This is a genomic window from Endozoicomonas sp. 4G, assembly GCF_023822025.1.
Lineage (GTDB): Bacteria > Pseudomonadota > Gammaproteobacteria > Pseudomonadales > Endozoicomonadaceae > Endozoicomonas_A.
Genome location: NZ_CP082909.1, coordinates 3334336 through 3347918 on the forward strand (window position 1 = coordinate 3334336; position 13583 = coordinate 3347918).

Sequence of the window (13583 nt, forward strand, 5' to 3'; positions counted from 1 at the left end):
CTACTTTTAGTGGGCTACCGATGAACAGAACACAAGGAAAATACCTTGCAGCCCACGCCAAAGCATTCCCGTTTACCACGAAACGTTTCCCGCAAGACGATTCAGGCTGTTGCCGTGCTGCTTCTGGCGGTTGGTCTGCTGACAGGTTGCACGTCCGGACCAGCACCGAAAAGCAGCGATGCAGCACTGGCAAAGCTGGATACCAATGAACTGAAAATGACCATACTGGCCGATATCTCCAGCACAATCCTCAGTGACGAAGGGCTGGACAGCAGTATCAAGGCCGATATTGCCCATCAGATCACCACGCCCCTGTTGGACTCGTCAGAAGTCCAGGTTGTCGGCGATGATGCAATAACACGCCCGGTAGCGGTCGACTTTCAGAAGGCCTTTGAACAAAGCCTGATGAATGCGGTCGACAAGGGCCAGCTCAGCCATGCCGTAGCCATTATCCATACCCGTAAACCGACCACCCCCCTGTGCAATCCTGCTGGCAAAGCATTGAGGCAGACTATGTCTGTCTCCATGCAGGATGACCCGAACCGGGTTAAAACCATTGAAGACAGAACCATCACTTTGCGCAGGATGGCACAGGGCGGCCCCCTTATTGATCTGTATGTGGCTTATATAAAAGGTGGCCTGAATAAACGCTCTCCCGAAGAACAGCAGATTTATAAAAAAGAGATCAATAATCCTGCTGATACCAGCCTTCATGACGCAGAGATGGCCTGCACCGAGATGCCAGATGATATAGTAGGAGCCTCCTATGTGCTGACCACCAAACGCGGAAACACCCTCTACTTCGGCACCAATGGCACTCAGGCGGCGGACGCAGCTGGCAGCACCGTCTGGCGATTCTGGTTTGGAAGCCTGAAAAATACTTCGGTCGAAAGGCGCTACCAAGAGGTATTCCAGTACCTGAATGGGTGCGGTCTGGGTATTCCTTTTAAGTAATTGTACCGAAATAGGCCCGTTACTCCCTCCTTCCACGATGACAAAGCCTCATCAGGTGATTAGAATCCATGACTACAAGCAATAAATCTCCCCAGGTAACTGAACCATTATGCATAAAGTCATCGAGACCCCGGATGCACCACCTGCCATTGGCCCGTACTCTCAGGGGATTCAATTTGGCAATCTGATTTTCACCTCCGGCCAACTCCCCATTGATCCTGAGTCTGGGGAAATGCCTGAAGATACCAAGAAACAGGCTCACCAATGCCTGAAAAACCTTAGGTCCGTTCTGGAAGCAGCAGGCAGCAGCCTAAGCAATGTCAAGAAGGCGACCGTGTTCGTAAAAGATATGAACGACTTCACTGACATTAATGAAGTGTACAAGCAGTACTTTACTTTCCCTTTCCCTGCTCGCAGCCTGGTAGAAGTGGCTCGCCTGCCTAAAGATGTGAAGGTAGAAATTGAAGTTATCGCTGCTACTGAGTGAGCAGTTTCGTCAGCAAGGGGGCCTGAAAACCCCCTGATGCCTTACCACATTAAATCGTCCGGGATTTCATAATCCGCATACCACTCCTGCTCTTCCTCGGTTAACTCACTCTGGCTTTCAGACTGAACAACCACGGCAGCAGGTTCACGCTCTTCGATCTTTCTGGCCACTGTGGCGGGAATCACCCGGTACTCTTCCTCATCTCCCTGACTCAGAATACCGATGGCAAAAAGCCCCCGGCTCAGTCTGTTTTGCATATCTTCAGAAACATAGATCTTTTTAACTTTGTCACCCACAACAAAGTTATAACCCACATCACCTGCTTCCCGGGGAATGCTGTTCATCTCAATCAGCTGACACACTTGTGCGGCAAGCGCCTTTTGTTGACGCTCTTCTTCCAGTTTTCGATTGAGCTGACGATCTCGCTCTACCTGCTCAGCTTTCTGTTTTTCTAGCTCAATGCGACGCTTTTCCTGGTCGGTCAGCTCACCGCTTCTGGCAGCCTGTTTTTTCTTTTTCTTGTTACTGGTTTTAGCTTTCAGCGCCTGTTGTTTAGTCGCCAGGCCAGCGCCCATCAGCTGGTCTCTTAATGATTTACTCATGGATTGCTCAAAATAGATGGATCAAAGATCGAAGGAGTTTGAAGGGTAGCATATTAGCAGCCAAAGACTTGAAGTTGAACGCCAGCACGTTTGAAAATAGACTGTCAAAATCTGGAAAGCAGTCAAGGGCGACTAAAAATGAAAACTAATATCACACTGATCGGCATGCCAGGTGCGGGGAAAAGCACCATCGGCATTATTCTGGCCAAAGACCTGGCCTTTGGCTTTCTGGACACTGATGTACTGATACAGATCAGCCAACAGAAAACCCTGCAGGAAATTGTTAACGAGTCAGGTTACATGTCACTTCGAGACATTGAAGAAGCAGAGCTGCTCAAGGTTAATCTCAAACGGCATATAATTGCCACAGGGGGCTCCGCTGTCTACAGCGAAACCGCTATGAAACATCTTGCTGAAGAATCCATCATTGTTTTCCTGGATCTGGATCTTGAGCAGATTCGTGAGCGCATTCATAACTTTGATACACGAGGTATCGCTCGCGCTGAAGATCAAACCATTGAGGATCTGTTTGAAGAACGGGTGATGCTGTACAAGAAATACGCTGATGTGACCATTGATTGCCGAACCCTGTGTCAGGATTCACTGGCACTGGAAATTGTTGACCAGGTTAAAGCGTTTCTTCAAGTCGACTGAGCCACCGCAAATCTCTACAGGGAAGACAGCAAAAAGCCCATGACAGTTACACTGGCATGGGCTTTTTTATGCTGGCAGACCGTCAATCAGTGAATATCTTTCCAGTATTCACGCTTGAGCAGCAGAGCAACGATGAAGAGTAAAATCAGGAACAGCAGGACATAGATTCCCAGCCCCTCACGCTTTTGCTTCACCGGATCAGCAGAGTATGACAGGAAGTTGGTCAGGTCATACATGGCCTGATCAAACTGCGCCGGAGTCATGGAGCCTTTACGCTCAGGATCCACCACCAGGCCGCAGATCATTTCACCGGTCAGAGGATCACGCTCAGTGGGACTGGCCCCCTGACAGCTGTCAATCTGAACACCCTGAAGCTGCATCAGAACATGAGGCATACCCACATCAGGGAACACCTTGTTATTCACACCCCATGGACGCTTTGGATCTTCGTAGAAAGTACGCAGGTAAGTGTATATCCAATCTTCACCACGGACACGGGTCACCATGGTCAGATCTGGTGGTGCAGCACCAAACCATACCTTGGCTTCATCCTTGCGCATGCCGTTGATCATCAGATCACCGATTTTGGCAGAGGCTGGCATCAGGCTAGCCATCATCAGATCGTGTGGAATTCCGATGTCATCAGCAACACGTTCATAACGCTGAAACTGGGTTGCGTGACAACCTGCACAGAAGTTCTGGTAATACATGGCACCACGTTGTAATGATGCCTTGTCAGAATGATCCGTCTCGATCGGGTCCAGAGGATAACCTGAATCACCAGCCGCAAATCCAAGCACAGGGATCAGCGAAAACAACAGGGTAATTATTGTTTTTTTCATTATCCGGTCACCCTCTCCGGTACAGGTTTGGTTTTTTCCCATCGTGTATAAAACGGCATTAACAGGAAGAATGCGAAGTAAAACAGGGTGCAAAGCTGTGCAATCAGCGTGTAGGTCACCGTTGCCGGCTGAGTGCCCAGCCAGGTCAGTAACGCAAAGACCATGGCAAACAGGAAGATGCCGACCTTGCTGATAACACCCTTGTAGCGCCAGGACCTGACCGGACTGCGATCCAGCCATGGCAGGACAAAAAGGATAGCAATCGCTGCGCCCATCATGATGACCCCGCCGAGCTTGGAGTCGATCGGACCAATATCAAAGGTAATCGCACGCAGGATGGAGTAGAACGCACCGAAGTACCATACCGGTGCAATATGCGCCGGAGTCTTCAAAGCATCAGCCTGTTCAAAGTTGGCATGCTCCAGGAAGTAGCCACCCATTTCCGGGAAGAAGAACATGACACTACAGAATACAAACAGGAAGACAGCCACCCCTACCAGATCTTTCACGGTGTAATACGGATGGAAAGGAATACCGTCCAGAGGCACGCCGTCCTTGTCTTTCAGCTTCTTGATCTCGACGCCGTCAGGGTTGTTAGAGCCCACTTCGTGCAGAGCAATAATATGCAGAACCACCAAGCCCAGGATAACGATGGGCAGAGCAACAACATGCAAGGCAAAGAAACGGTTCAGGGTGATGCCAGAGATCAGGAAGTCACCCCGGATCCACTGCTGCAGGTCCGGGCCAATAACAGGAATAGCACCAAACAGCGAGATAATAACCTGAGCACCCCAGTAAGACATCTGACCCCATGGCAGCAGATAGCCCATGAAAGCTTCAGCCATCAGTGCCAGGTAAATGGCCATACCGAAGATCCACACCAGCTCCCTTGGCGCACGGTAAGAACCGTAAATCAGGCCTCGGAACATGTGAAGGTAGACAACGATAAAGAAGAAAGATGCCCCCGTAGAGTGCATATAGCGAATCAGCCAGCCGTATTCCACATCACGCATGATGTATTCAACGGAAGCAAACGCCTGCTCGGCACTGGGCACGTAACTCATGGTCAGCCAGATACCGGTCAGCAACTGGTTAACCAGAACCAGCAGCGCCAGGGAGCCGAAGAAGTACCAGAAGTTAAAGTTCTTTGGTGCGTAGTATTTACTGAGATGATCTTCCCAAACCTGGGTGACAGGTAGCCTGGAGTTGAGCCAATCCATGAAGTTACCCATTACGCATTCTCCTCATCTTGGCCGACAATAATCAACGTGTCGCTCTCAAAGGTATAAGGAGGCACTTCCAGGTTGGTGGGCGCAGGCACCCCCTTGTATACACGACCGGCCAGATCAAACTTGGAACCGTGGCATGGGCAGTGATAACCCCCCTTCCACTCAGGATCAAATTCCATCGGCTTGACTTCAGGCATGTATTTGGGCGAACACCCAAGGTGGGTACACAGACCTACCAGAATCAGATACTCGTCCTTTACAGAACGGTACTCATTGGCTGCGTACGCGGGCTGTTCTGATTTCTCGGATTTGGGGTCTCTCAACTGGTCGTCCAGAGACCGGATATTATCCAGCATGGCCTGAGTTCGTCTTACCACAAACACAGGTTTACCGCGCCATTCAACTACAATCTGCTGTCCCGGCTCCAACTTGCTGAGGTTCACCTTTACCGGAGCACCAGCTGCCTTTGCTTTGGCACTGGGATTCCATGACTTGATAAAAGGTGTGGCGACCCCAACGGCCCCGGCGGCCCCCACCACCGAAGTCGCAGCCACGAGAAAGCGGCGCCGGCTGTTATTTACGCCGTTGTCACTCATTTAACCTACTCTCCCCATCCAGGCATATGCCCAAAAACTTCTTTTAATTCACGAGTGGGATTTTAGCAGGGAGCACAAGAGTTGCATCTTTCTCCTAACCCCCTGTCAAAGCTACGTCTGATTATATTTCCCACCTAGGCAGCAATGCGTAATGATACTGGTTTTGCTTTCTATACAAAAGCCTTACATGAAGTTTTCCCGAACATCAGAATCAAATCCGGCTACCGTCATTCATTAGCAAGTTCATTATTTACACAACCCGCCTCTCCGGCAACAAAAGACATTAGTGGTCGTATAGTTTTTGCACTTTTTTCGTCCAAAAAAAACGCCCGCATAAAGCGGGCGTTTTCTTGTAGCGCCTGATAACAGACGCCAGCGACATCAACGCTTGGAGAACTGTGGACGCTTACGCGCTTTGCGCAGACCCACTTTCTTACGCTCAACTTCACGAGCATCACGAGTCACGTAGCCAGCTTTACGCAGAGGAGAACGCAGGCTCTCATCATACTGGATCAGTGCACGGGTGATACCGTGACGGATAGCACCGGCCTGGCCGGAACCACCACCACCGTTAACGGTAATTTTGATGTCGAATTTTTCCAGCAGTTCGGTCAATTCCAGAGGCTGGCGAACCACCATACGAGCGGTCTCACGACCGAAGTATTCGTCCAGACTGCGGCCATTGACAGAAATGCTGCCAGAACCAGATTTCAGGAAAACGCGAGCGGTAGAAGACTTACGACGTCCGGTACCGTAGTATTGAGTCACTGACATGGCTGCCCCCGATTAAATGTCCAGTTTCTGTGGCTGTTGAGCGGCATGCGGATGCTCAGTACCGGCGTAAACTTTCAGTTTACGGTACATGTCGCGACCCAGAGGGCCTTTTGGCAGCATGCCTTTAACAGCTTTTTCGATGACCATTTCTGGCTTGTGCGCAATCAGCTTTTCAAAGCTGGCAGAACGCAGGCCACCAGGGAAGCCAGTGTGACGGTAATACATCTTGTCAGACGCTTTACGGCCAGTAACGTGCACTTTCTCGGCATTAACAACAACGATGTAATCGCCAGTGTCAACGTGAGGAGTGTATTCTGGCTTATGCTTGCCGCGCAGACGGGTTGCAATTTCGGTAGCCAGACGGCCCAGGGTCTTGCCTTCAGCGTCGACCACGAACCAGTCACGTTTTACGGTTTCTGGTTTTGCACTAAAAGTTTTCATTAAATTCGCCTCAGTAGTATTGCTCACGCAATACCTGTTCTTACTTGGCCGCCCTTCACAGGGAACTGATCAGGGATCGAAGCAAGGCTAAAAGCTCCGGCAACGACCTGTTCAAACATGGGCGCTCAATTGGGAAACGGGAGCGGTATTATATCGCCTGTTTACAGGAATGAAACCCCTTTCTAATACAAATAATCTGCAAAACCCCTTGTGAACACGGTAAATACGGGGCTATTCTGGCACTGGGTTGAAACCTGTGGAGCTTAATTTCAATGGAATACAGAAAACTGGGGCGCACCGATATTAATGTCAGTGCCCTTTGTCTCGGCACCATGACCTGGGGCGAACAAAACACGGAGCAGGAAGCCTTCGCGCAACTGGACCAAGCTGTGGACTATGGTGTCAATTTCATTGATACCGCTGAAATGTACCCGGTACCGGCCAGGGAAGAAACTTACTCCCACACAGAATCCATGATCGGGAACTGGCTGAAACAGCGTGGTAAACACCATGATCTGGTCATCGCCAGCAAAGTCTGTGGCCCCGGCCTGAAGTATGTAGACGGTGGCCGGATGATGACACCGGAACATATCCACAAGGCCATCGATGGCAGCCTGAAACGACTGGGCGTTGAAGCCATTGATCTTTATCAGCTGCATTGGCCTGACCGTAACACCAACTTCTTTGGCAAGCTCGGCTACGCCCACCAGGACGGATTAGACGGAACGCCCATTGCAGAAACGCTTTCAGCCCTGGATGAACTGGTTAAGGCCGGCAAGATAAGACAGTACGGCCTTTCCAATGAAACCCCCTGGGGAGTGATGGAGCACCTCCGTATCAGCGGTGAAAAGCAGTTGCCAAGAACCGTCAGCATTCAAAATCCCTACAACCTGCTAAACCGTTCTTTTGAGGTGGGTCTTGCTGAAATAGCCCACCGGGAGCAGGTAGGTCTGCTGGCCTACTCACCGCTGGGATTTGGCTGTCTTTCAGGTAAATACATCGGCGGTGCGCGACCTGAAAACGCTCGATTGACATTATTTCCGCACTACCAGCGTTATGATTCACCTCAGTCCCGCAAGGCTATCGAAGCTTATGTTCAGCTGGCAAAGGATTCAGGCCTGGATCCTGCCCAGATGGCACTGGCATTTGTCACATCCCGCCCTTTTGTGACCAGCAACATTATTGGCGCGACTAACCTGAATCAACTGGAGAGCAATCTGGCTTCCAGTGAATTGCAGTTGTCAGAATCGCTACTGAAAGAAATTGAAACCATTCACGCCCTGCAACCCAACCCGGCCCCCTGACTTTCACTGTCCTGATCACCGGGTGTCAGCCTTGCTGACACCCTGCCAAAAGTCTAGAATCCCCCCTCATTTCTGATCAGAATTCACCGGAAAACAAAACATGCGTGACTTTATTATTGCCCCCAGCATCCTGTCGGCCAACTTTGCCCGACTGGGAGAAGAGGTGGACAACGTGATGGCTGCCGGAGCTGACTGGGTCCACTTTGATGTCATGGATAACCATTACGTACCCAACCTGACCATCGGCCCGATGGTTTGCAAGGCCCTGAGAAAGCACGGTGTTACCGCGCCCATTGATGTCCACCTGATGGTCAGCCCGGTGGATCGCATCATCGGCGACTTCATTGAAGCCGGTGCCAGCATGATCACCTTCCACCCCGAAGCTTCTGATCATATTGACCGCAGCCTGCAGATGATTCGTGAAGGCGGCTGCAAAGCCGGGCTGGTATTGAACCCCGCCACCTCTCCAGATGTCATTGAATACGTGATCGACAAACTGGACATGATTCTGCTGATGTCAGTAAACCCTGGCTTTGGTGGCCAGAAATTCATTCCTGCCACTCTGCGCAAACTGCGTCATGTTCGCAAAATGATTGACGACAGTGGTCTGGATATTCGTCTGGAAGTAGACGGCGGCGTTGGTGTACAAAACATCCGCCAGATTGCCGAAGCCGGTGCCGACGCTTTTGTTGCCGGCTCAGCCATCTTTAATGCCGATAACTATCAGGCTGTTATTAGCCAAATGCGAGCAGAGCTTGCTAAAGCGGAATCCCTCTGAAGCTGAATACCCGGAGTAGAGTCAGCAGCTTACTCCATTTCTGGTTCCTATGCACAGCGGAAGCATGGGTTGTGTTGTTGTTGATCACACTGACTTGAATCAGTCAATTACAACAGAAACCCTCCTATACTCTCACTGTCTTTTACTCCCTCGTATGGATATCTGAAAACAATGAAGTTGTTTGAATTGCTTGACAACCCCGTTCAATTAATCATGTACGATCTGGATGGTACGCTGGTTGACAGTGTTCCGGACCTGACGATAGCCCTGGATAAAATGCTGGCAGATCTCAACCTGCCTGCTGCTGGTAACGAAAAAACCAGACTCTGGGTAGGTAATGGTCTTTCATCCCTGGTCAAAAGGGCTCTGGCCGATGACATAACGGGGGACCAACCCGGCGTCGTCGAAAAAGAATTCTTTGCCAGCGCCCTGGAACGGTTTCAGCACCACTACACGATTGAAGTAGGCCAGCATAGTACCCTGTACCCTGGTGTATTTACCTTTCTCAGTCAGGTGCACAAGGCGGGCATCAAACAAGCTGTGGTGACCAATAAATCGAAAACCTTCACCGATTCATTGTTGAAGCATATGGACATCGACGTATTTTTTGAACTCAGTCTGGGTGGTGACAGCCTGAAAGAGAAAAAACCTCATCCCTTACCCCTCCAATACACCATGAAGCACTTTGACTGCAACATGCAAAACAGTCTGATGATTGGAGACTCTAGCAATGATGTTAAAGCTGCCAAGGCAGCAGATGTAAAAATAGTCGGTGTTCCCTACGGCTACAACCATGGAAAACCTATTGAGTCTGCTCACCCTGACTGTATTGTCGAGAGCCTGACGGACTTATTCTGAAAGCTCCCTCAGCGCTTGCATTAACCTAAGCCATATAATAAAAGGACCAGTATGACGCCTGAAGTATTTTCTCGCCTGGCCCGCGAAGGATATAACCGTATTCCTGTAATCCGGGAAATCCTGGCGGACCTGGACACGCCATTGACCACTTACCTGAAGCTGGCCAATGGTCGTTACTCTTACCTGCTTGAATCCGTAGAGGGCGGAGAAAAGTGGGGACGCTACTCAATGATTGGATTACCCTGCAGAACCATACTGCGGGTGTCGGGTTATGGTACCGACTGCAAGGTGACTCTGGAAACTGACGGCCAGGTTGTTGAAGAACATAACCCTGAAGATCCACTGACCTTTATTAAACAGTTTCAACAGGGTTACAAAGTAGCTGAGTTGCCTCACCTGCCCCGCTTTACTGGTGGTCTGGTGGGCTACTTTGCCTACGACACAGTCCGTTATATTGAGGAACGACTGGCACGCACAGCACCAAAGGATGAACTGGACAACCCGGACATCATGCTGATGGTTTCTGACGAGCTGGTAGTGTTTGACAACCTCAGCGGCAAGCTGATTCTGGTCACTCATGCCGACCCGGCAGAACCTGCTGCCCTGGAAAAAGCAGAGTTTCGTCTCGACGATCTGGTACGAAGACTGCAAACAACCAACGTGCTACCACCAACACAGGCTTCCCTGAACCCTGCCCGGGAAAATGACTTCAAATCCGGTTTCGGTCAGGAAGCTTTCAAAGATGCAGTGGCCACTATCAGGGAATACATTCTGGCGGGTGACGCTATGCAGGTAGTGCCATCCCAACGCATGACCATTCCTTTTGACAGCTCCCCCCTCAACCTGTACCGGGCTCTACGCAGCACCAACCCATCTCCGTATATGTATTACATGGATCTGGGTGACTTTCATGTCGTAGGTTCATCACCGGAGATTCTGGCCCGCCTTGAAGACGGTGAAGTCACCGTCAGACCGATTGCCGGAACCCGTAAACGTGGCGATACCGAAGAGCGGGATAAGGCGCTGGAAAAAGAGCTGCTGAATGATCCCAAAGAATTGGCAGAACACCTGATGCTGATCGACCTGGGTAGAAACGACATTGGTCGGGTATCAAAAACAGGCAGCGTCAGCCTGACCGACAAAATGATCATTGAGCGTTACTCTCATGTTATGCACATCGTGTCGAATGTCACCGGTCAATTAAAAGACGGCATGGATGCCATGGACGTTCTCAAGGCAACTCTGCCAGCAGGCACGCTCAGTGGTGCACCGAAAGTACGTGCCATGGAAATTATTGATGAACTGGAGCCCGTCAAGCGCGGTGTTTACGGTGGCGCAGTGGGTTATCTGGCATGGAACGGCAACATGGATACAGCCATTGCCATTCGCACTGCCGTGATCAAAGATCGCAAACTCCATGTACAGGCCGGTGCAGGCATTGTTGCCGACTCGGTTCCCGAAATGGAATGGAAAGAAACCATGAATAAGGGACGGGCTCTTTTCAAAGCCGTCGCCATGGCCCAGACAGGCCTGACTGCTGCCGCCAGTAAACAGAAGCAATCAGGGGAGTGAGTTTGTTCCGGGGTACTTACCGGGGTACTTGGCAGCCTTTGCAGCAATGACTGCTGAAGGCGCTACCGGGTAAACCCCTGGTGCCATCATATCGCCGGGGACAGGCAACATTTCATTCTTATCCATCGTTGACATAATCAGAACATCCAGACAGCCCGAAGCTTCAGCCAGGGCCTCTTCAAGCGTTTCCCCATCAGTCGCACCCCAGCCGAAGTCATGAAATTTTACCATATAGCGCCCGCCTTCATCGCGGCTAACAGTAGCAGGGTATTCTATTCTCATAATCTTAACTCCGGGGGCTTAGTGCCTTTCCCACAATGTACAAGTCGCAAAACTCTGGTTCCCATGCTCCTGCGTGGGAACGAGTGGTAAAAAAATCCTGAACTACGCAGAGTAAATTCTGCCCCGTATTTGATAAAAAAGAGGACATACGTATGTTATTCAGAGTAGGCATCGAGACACCGAAAGATGATGACACTGCTTACAGCATCATCATTCCGGCACTGTGCAACGAACATTATACAACCGTGTCAGCGGCAGACACGTTTGAAGAAATTGTACCCATGACCAGAGAAGCCGCCTTTTCAATGATGCAGGAAATGGCACTGTCTGGTGATCTTGACATAGTCGCCATTGCCGAAGCAAACCAACAAGACTACAGCAAAGATCCTGAGTACACAGACTTTAATGAATGGGCTTTTGTGGATATAGACCTCGATGGCTTAGTTGGCGCACAAAAGCTTACCAATATTGCACCATGTGGCCTGATACGAATTGAAAGCCCATCCCGGTAGGGTGTGTTAGAATCCTTCGCCTTGGGCTTCGGGCTGTCAACAGGTATCAATATGCTCTTAATGATCGACAACTATGATTCATTCACCTGGAATCTGGTGCAATACTTTGGCGAACTGGGCCAGGAAGTGGCCGTCCATCGTAACGACCAGATAACGTTGGAACAGATCGAAGCCCTTAATCCGGAAAGCATCATCATCTCACCAGGCCCCTGCACACCCAATGAGGCCGGTATTTCGATGGCAACCATTGCACACTTCAGTGACAAAAAACCCATACTGGGCGTCTGTCTGGGACACCAGAGCATGGGTCAGGTCTTTGGTGGTAAAGTGGTTCGGGCCCGGCACGTCATGCACGGAAAAGTTTCACCCGTCTATCATAACAGCCGGGGGGTTTTCACAGACCTGCCCAACCCGGTCACAACCACTCGCTATCACTCTCTTGTCATTGAAAAAGAAAGCTTGCCAGACTGTTTTGAAATCACCGCCTGGACCCAGCACGAAGACGGAAGCATGGATGAAATCATGGGGATTCGCCACAAAACCCTGCCCCTGGAAGGCGTCCAGTTTCACCCGGAATCCATCATGACCGACCGTGGCCATGACATGCTGGACAACTTTCTTAAACAATAAAAGCCAATGGTGACAGGAGCCAGACGACACATGAACATTAAAGAAGGCATTGCCCGTGCTGTCAGCCATCTTGACCTGAGCCGTGACGAGATGATCAGCATCATGCGTGACATCATGACAGGTCAGTGTACCAGTGCCCAGATCAGCTCATTCCTGACGGCCATGCGTATGAAGAATGAGAGCATTGAAGAAATTACCGGGGCTACCCTGGTGCTCAGAGAAATGGTGACCGGTGTTGAAGTGAACGCTGAGCATCTGGTGGATATTGTCGGCACCGGAGGTGATGGCGCCCACCTGTTCAATGTATCTACGGCTTCCTCTTTTGTCGCCGCCGCTGCCGGTGCCCATGTAGCCAAACACGGTAATCGCGGGGTATCCAGCGCCAGCGGCAGTGCAGACCTGTTGGAAAAGGCCGACATTCAGCTGGGCATCACACCTGAACAGGTGGCACGCTGTGTTGAGAAAGTAGGCGTGGGTTTCATGTTTGCTCCAACTCACCACTCAGCCATGAAAAACGTGGTTGGCGTACGCAGAGAACTCGGTATCAGAACCTTCTTCAATATTCTGGGCCCCATGTCCAATCCTGCCGGTGTAAAAAATCTGGTTATTGGCGTGTTTACCCGAGAGCTCTGCCGCTCTATGGCCGAGGTTCTGCGTGAGCTGGGTAATCAGCACATCATGGTCGTACATTCTATGGATGGTCTGGACGAAATCAGTATCGCCAGCGAAACTTTTGTAGCTGAGCTGAAAGACGGCGCAATTCGCGAGTACATGATCAAGCCAGAAGATTTTGGCATCAAATCCCGGGACCTGACCGGCTTGAGCGTGGAAGGCTCCGGGGACTCTCTGGCGTTGATCAGGGATGCCCTGGGCAAGCGGGAAGGCGAATACGCCGACAAAGCGGCCGACATGATCTCACTGAATGCCGGTGCGGCCATTTATGTTGCCGGTGTCGCCAACAGCCTGCAACAAGGAATCACCATGGCACAGGATGCTATTGCCAGCGGACTGGGTCTGGAAAAAATGCGTGAACTGGCCAGCTTCACACAAACGATTGCAGAGGGATAA

General features: G+C 50.7%; 17 protein-coding genes. 10 read left to right on the plus strand and 7 right to left on the minus strand.

Annotation, left to right across the window (positions count from 1 at the left end; genetic code table 11):
* Window positions 1-45: 45 nt before the first annotated feature.
* Both K7B67_RS12920 and K7B67_RS12925 read left to right on the plus strand, forming a co-directional pair.
* The gene (locus tag K7B67_RS12920) at window positions 46-954 is read left to right on the plus strand and encodes a hypothetical protein (RefSeq protein WP_252176272.1); all 909 of its coding nucleotides are present in this window, start codon (window positions 46-48) and stop codon (window positions 952-954) included.
* Between the two features lie 109 nt (window positions 955-1063).
* On the plus strand, window positions 1064-1441 hold the full coding sequence (locus K7B67_RS12925; protein ID WP_252176273.1) for a RidA family protein: 378 nt from the start codon (window positions 1064-1066) through the stop codon (window positions 1439-1441).
* 41 nt (window positions 1442-1482) lie between these two features.
* Here K7B67_RS12925 and K7B67_RS12930 read toward each other — a convergent pair whose 3' ends face one another.
* Entirely contained in the window at window positions 1483-2043 is a 561-nt protein-coding gene (locus tag K7B67_RS12930; protein ID WP_252176274.1) for a DUF2058 domain-containing protein, read from the minus strand.
* 138 nt (window positions 2044-2181) lie between these two features.
* Between K7B67_RS12930 and K7B67_RS12935 the strand changes: the two genes are divergently transcribed.
* Entirely contained in the window at window positions 2182-2697 is a 516-nt protein-coding gene (locus tag K7B67_RS12935) for a shikimate kinase (RefSeq protein WP_252176275.1), read from the plus strand.
* 86 nt (window positions 2698-2783) lie between these two features.
* Here K7B67_RS12935 and K7B67_RS12940 read toward each other — a convergent pair whose 3' ends face one another.
* The 5 genes from K7B67_RS12940 to rplM all read right to left on the minus strand — a co-directional run bounded on the left by K7B67_RS12940 (window position 2784) and on the right by rplM (window position 6579).
* A complete protein-coding gene (locus tag K7B67_RS12940; RefSeq protein WP_252176276.1) occupies window positions 2784-3539 on the minus strand; it encodes a cytochrome c1 in 756 nt (251 codons plus the stop codon).
* A complete protein-coding gene (locus K7B67_RS12945) occupies window positions 3539-4771 on the minus strand; it encodes a cytochrome b N-terminal domain-containing protein (protein ID WP_252176277.1) in 1233 nt (410 codons plus the stop codon). Before K7B67_RS12945 ends, K7B67_RS12940 begins: the two co-directional genes overlap by 1 nt.
* Window positions 4771-5364 carry a ubiquinol-cytochrome c reductase iron-sulfur subunit gene (petA, locus tag K7B67_RS12950; RefSeq protein WP_252176278.1) on the minus strand — a complete coding sequence of 198 codons (594 nt, stop codon included), beginning with the start codon at window positions 5362-5364 and terminating at the stop codon, window positions 4771-4773. The genes K7B67_RS12945 and petA overlap by 1 nt, the downstream gene beginning before the upstream one ends.
* Before the next feature lie 381 nt (window positions 5365-5745).
* Window positions 5746-6138, minus strand: a complete 393-nt coding sequence (rpsI, locus tag K7B67_RS12955; RefSeq protein ID WP_252176279.1) for a 30S ribosomal protein S9 — start codon at window positions 6136-6138, stop codon at window positions 5746-5748.
* A gap of 12 nt (window positions 6139-6150) precedes the next feature.
* Complete coding sequence (rplM, locus tag K7B67_RS12960; RefSeq protein ID WP_252176280.1) at window positions 6151-6579, minus strand: 50S ribosomal protein L13; 429 nt, start codon at window positions 6577-6579, stop codon at window positions 6151-6153.
* A gap of 272 nt (window positions 6580-6851) precedes the next feature.
* Here rplM and K7B67_RS12965 point away from each other — a divergent pair, with 272 nt between their 5' ends.
* The 4 genes from K7B67_RS12965 to trpE all read left to right on the plus strand — a co-directional run bounded on the left by K7B67_RS12965 (window position 6852) and on the right by trpE (window position 11091).
* Window positions 6852-7883, plus strand: coding sequence for an NADP(H)-dependent aldo-keto reductase (locus K7B67_RS12965; RefSeq protein ID WP_252176281.1), 1032 nt, complete (start codon window positions 6852-6854; stop codon window positions 7881-7883).
* 100 nt (window positions 7884-7983) lie between these two features.
* Window positions 7984-8661: a ribulose-phosphate 3-epimerase gene (rpe, locus tag K7B67_RS12970; RefSeq protein ID WP_252176282.1), complete on the plus strand. Its 678-nt coding sequence runs from the start codon at window positions 7984-7986 to the stop codon at window positions 8659-8661.
* 171 nt (window positions 8662-8832) lie between these two features.
* The gene (locus K7B67_RS12975; RefSeq protein ID WP_252176283.1) at window positions 8833-9519 is read left to right on the plus strand and encodes a phosphoglycolate phosphatase; all 687 of its coding nucleotides are present in this window, start codon (window positions 8833-8835) and stop codon (window positions 9517-9519) included.
* A 51-nt stretch (window positions 9520-9570) separates the two neighbouring features.
* The gene (gene trpE, locus K7B67_RS12980) at window positions 9571-11091 is read left to right on the plus strand and encodes an anthranilate synthase component I (protein ID WP_252176284.1); all 1521 of its coding nucleotides are present in this window, start codon (window positions 9571-9573) and stop codon (window positions 11089-11091) included.
* Here the strand turns inward: trpE and K7B67_RS12985 are convergent.
* Window positions 11080-11373 carry a type II toxin-antitoxin system HicB family antitoxin gene (locus K7B67_RS12985; RefSeq protein ID WP_252176285.1) on the minus strand — a complete coding sequence of 98 codons (294 nt, stop codon included), beginning with the start codon at window positions 11371-11373 and terminating at the stop codon, window positions 11080-11082. The genes trpE and K7B67_RS12985 overlap by 12 nt on opposite strands.
* A 152-nt stretch (window positions 11374-11525) precedes the next feature.
* Between K7B67_RS12985 and K7B67_RS12990 the strand changes: the two genes are divergently transcribed.
* From K7B67_RS12990 to trpD, 3 genes are read left to right on the plus strand one after another with little or no spacing between them, the layout of a single operon-like run.
* On the plus strand, window positions 11526-11885 hold the full coding sequence (locus tag K7B67_RS12990) for a type II toxin-antitoxin system HicB family antitoxin (protein ID WP_252176286.1): 360 nt from the start codon (window positions 11526-11528) through the stop codon (window positions 11883-11885).
* A gap of 51 nt (window positions 11886-11936) precedes the next feature.
* A complete protein-coding gene (locus K7B67_RS12995; RefSeq protein WP_252176287.1) occupies window positions 11937-12515 on the plus strand; it encodes an aminodeoxychorismate/anthranilate synthase component II in 579 nt (192 codons plus the stop codon).
* Window positions 12516-12545: 30 nt separating this feature from the next.
* On the plus strand, window positions 12546-13583 hold the full coding sequence (gene trpD, locus K7B67_RS13000) for an anthranilate phosphoribosyltransferase (protein WP_252176288.1): 1038 nt from the start codon (window positions 12546-12548) through the stop codon (window positions 13581-13583).